Source organism: Microcystis sp. M53603_WE2, assembly GCF_030065435.1.
This window is the reverse complement of the sequence record NZ_JASJFF010000807.1, coordinates 1-3,602: the sequence shown is the minus strand read 5'-3', so window position 1 is coordinate 3,602 and position 3,602 is coordinate 1. Positions and strand designations below refer to the sequence as shown.

Below are 3,602 nucleotides of genomic sequence, written 5' to 3'. Positions count from 1 at the left end.
TATATATATGGGCGCACGGATTCCCATTATACATAAAGTATAAAGCAAGTCTCGCCATTTGTCAAGGGTTTTCTGAAAATCTCCCCCTCTCCCCACTTCCTTGAGAAAATACCGGGGTTAGAACTGTTTGATCGCTGTTTGGGTGATTTCTGCGATCGCTGTTAAACTGGGACTAACTGGGCCGGTATCGGTGGATAACCAGAGAAGATACTCGACATTACCCGCAGGTCCAGTAATGGGAGACCAAGTTAAACCCCGATAGAACCATCCTAAGACTTCGGCGGCCTGTAAAACCTGAAAAATCGCCGCTGCTTGGTCTTGATGGTCGCGAACTACCCCTTTTTTGCCGACTTTTTCCCGTCCCACCTCGAATTGGGGTTTGACCAATAAAATCGCCTCTCGCGGTGGATTTAATAGCGTCCACAGGGTCGGTAAAACTTTGGTCAGGGAAATAAAAGACAGATCCATAACTGCTAAATCGGCGGGTTTTTCCTGTCCGTATAACTTTTCTGGGGTTAAATAGCGAAAATTAGTTCTTTCTAGTAACATAACTCGTTGATCCTGCCGTAAACTCCAGGCCACTTGTCCATAACCCACATCGACCCCATAAACCCGTTTTGCTCCTTTTTGCAAGAGACAATCGGTAAATCCCCCCGTGGAAATGCCTCCATCTAAACAAATGCGATCGCTGACATCGATGGCAAACAATTCTAAGGCCTTAGCTAATTTTTCGCCCCCCCTTGACAAATAGGGCAGTTTCTGCTTAACCTCGATCACCGCTTCTGGATCGATTTCTGTGGCCGGTTTATCAATGATTTGGTGATTGACTTTCACCTCTCCAGCGCGAATTAATCGCTGTGCCTGTTGACGGGAATCACAGAGATTTTTGGCTACTAATAATAAATCTAATCTTTCTTTCGACAAGGAAGGCCTCCCAATAATCAGCGCCTAATTCTAAAAAATACCTTATTTTTCCGCAAGCAATCCCAGAAGGAAGATTATAACTAAAGATAGGGACAAACGGAACCCATCAGCTAAATTTTCGCTGCCATCCCGATATTTTATGGATAAAGAGACTCGATTCGCCATTTTAGTTATTGGCATCCCCTTTCTAGGACTAGCTTACTGTGGCTTGATTTTTGCCGTGATGATCTATTGGGTGTGGGGCCGGGAACATCCCGTAACCATGGCCACTTTTTTCGTCCTTGCTCCTTCTTTGATTTCTGGTTCTATCTGGCTGTTAGCCTCCTATAAAGCCCGCCAAAAGCAGCGTTTAGGGTTATAATTGGTAAGACTATCCCATCGGCCTCTAGAGAACAACTAATGTGGGGCAATGTGGGGGTGAATTGCCTTCACCCTCCCCTAGATAACTTTTTCTGATCACCACAACTAGGGGAGAGCCTTAAAGATTAGATATTTTTCTGGTGATAGTTAGGATGAAAGGTTTCCAAGTAAGACTGATTAAATAGCCCAATCCTGCCACTAAAATAATTGTCGCCCCTGAGGTGAGATTTAAACTATAGGATAACCACAAACCCACTAAAGTAAAGACAATTCCTAAAATAATCGCTAGGATCATCATTCCCTTCATATTTTTAACAAATTGTCCACTGATAGCGGCGGGAATAGTTAATAAAGCAATTACCATAATTAATCCTACCACCTGCATTACTGCCACAATAGTTAAAGCGGTTATTCCCATTAAACCTAAGTAAATTATCTCCACGGGAATATTGCGAATAATCGCAAAGGTTTCATCAAAAGATATGGCTAACAACTCTTTATAAAAGATACTAACTAAGGTGATAATTAATATATCTATGCCCGCCATTATCCATAAATCATCCCTCGGTACAGTTAAAATACTACCGAAAAGATAACTCATTAAATCAGCTTTATAACCGGGGGTTAAATCAATAAAAATTACCCCAATCGCCATACCAATCGCCCACATAACCCCGATTAAAGTATCGGCTCTCTCCCGGATGCGACGCTGTAAAAAACCCATGCCTAAAGCCGAAAAAAAGGTAAAAAATATCGCCCCCACCAGGGGATTAATCCCAAAAAAATAACCGATTCCTATCCCTCCATAGGCAGCGTGAGCGATTCCACCACTGATAAAAACCACGCGATTAACTACTACCAAAGTACCGACAATCCCACAGGCAATACTAACTAATATTCCTGCGGCAATCGCATGGCGCATAAAATCAAATTGTAAGGCCTCTAGCATAGGGTGTGGGGTGTGGGGTGTGGGGTGTGGGGTGTGGGGTGTTGGGGAGTGGGGAAGTGGGGAAGTGGGGGAGTGGGGAAGTGGGGGAGTGGAGCATTTGGATGAAATTTCCCTATCACCCTATCACCCTATCACCCCAAAACCCTATCACCCTATCTCCTAACGACCGACTCCTGACTCCTGACTCCTGACTCCTGATAACTGATTATTGATAACTCTCAATTACTTGACGAAAATCGCTTTTTTGTTTGACTCCGCGCATTTCTTTTACTAATTCCCGCTCCTTAAAGAATTGTACCGTGGGAGTCCCGGTTACTTGACCCATTTTGGCAATTTCTGGGTCAGCTTCGATGTCAATTTCCACAAAATAAATTTTGCCATCGTACTCATCGACCACTTTATCTAAAATCGGTTTCAGGGTTTTACAGGGGCCACAGGTGGGAGAAACATATTTGACCATTAACAAGCGATCGCCATCGTGGAATAATTTCCGCAGAGCATAACCCCCAACGTGACGGGTTTTGTGAATATCAAAAGTTTCCTCCGTATCGGCCGGGGTTTCGCTAACGGTTTTTGTCTCGTAATGTTCAGAAGTGGCTGATTGACGGTATTCTTGGATTAAATTATGCTCCGATAACCATCTTTCTGCCAATAACGCCGCCATACACCCCGTACCTGCGGCAGTGATTGCCTGACGGTATTCGTGGTCCTGCACATCTCCTGCGGCAAAAACCCCCTCGACGCTGGTAGCAACAGTCCCCGGTTTGACTTTCACATAACCCACCTCGTCTAATTCTAGTTGTCCTTGGAATAGGGAAGTATTGGGAGTGTGACCGACGGCATAAAATAACCCTCTAACGGCTAATTCGCTGATTTCTCCCGTTTGCGAGTTTTTAATGCGTAATCCTGCCATTTTACTGCCTGTACCGAACACATCCACCGCTTGGGTATGAAAATGAACGGTAACTTTCGGATTATTTAACACCCGGTCCTGCATTGCTTTCGAGGCGCGCATCGCTTCCCCGCGTATCAATAAATGGACGTGAGAGCCGTATTTAGTCAAATATACGGCTTCTTCTGCCGCCGAGTCACCGCCACCAATGACAGCGAGGTTTTCCTCTCTAAATATCGGTGTAGCACCGTCACAGATAGCACAAGCGGAAATGCCGTTACTCCAGAATTGGGCCTCGCTGGGTAATCCTAAGCGTTTGGCAGTGGCTCCCGTGGCGATAATAATACTATTGGCCTTCACTTCCCGGTCTGTGGAACGAATGGTAAAAGGACGCTGACTTAAATCCACCGAGATAACATCTTCGGTATAGCATTGGGTCCCCCATCTTTCGGCCTGTTCCTTCATTCTTTCCATCAG

The 3,602-nt window shown here is 45.0% G+C and carries 4 protein-coding genes; 1 reads left to right on the top strand and 3 read right to left on the bottom strand.

What is annotated here, in order from left to right:
- Positions 1-117 precede the first annotated feature (117 nt).
- Entirely contained in the window at positions 118-924 is an 807-nt protein-coding gene (locus PX481_RS17235) for a TlyA family RNA methyltransferase (RefSeq protein WP_288095166.1), read from the bottom strand.
- Between the two features lie 139 nt (positions 925-1,063).
- On the opposite strand from PX481_RS17235, the gene PX481_RS17230 reads away from it, so the two are divergent.
- On the top strand, positions 1,064-1,285 hold the full coding sequence (locus PX481_RS17230; RefSeq protein WP_002759686.1) for a hypothetical protein: 222 nt from the start codon (positions 1,064-1,066) through the stop codon (positions 1,283-1,285).
- Positions 1,286-1,402: 117 nt separating this feature from the next.
- Here the strand turns inward: PX481_RS17230 and PX481_RS17225 are convergent, their stop codons facing one another.
- Together PX481_RS17225 and PX481_RS17220 are read right to left on the bottom strand one after the other, a co-directional pair.
- Entirely contained in the window at positions 1,403-2,233 is an 831-nt protein-coding gene (locus PX481_RS17225; protein WP_002759687.1) for a metal ABC transporter permease, read from the bottom strand.
- Positions 2,234-2,438: 205 nt separating this feature from the next.
- Positions 2,439-3,602, bottom strand: a 1,164-nt coding sequence (locus tag PX481_RS17220; protein WP_288095161.1) for an FAD-dependent oxidoreductase, incomplete at its 5' end; no start/stop codon positions are given.

Coding starts and splice junctions, on each gene's coding strand:
- PX481_RS17230 (WP_002759686.1), top strand. CDS start 1,064: ATGGATAAAGAGACTCGATTCGCCATTTTAGTTATTGGCATCCCCTTT.
- PX481_RS17225 (WP_002759687.1), bottom strand. CDS start 2,233: ATGCTAGAGGCCTTACAATTTGATTTTATGCGCCATGCGATTGCCGCA.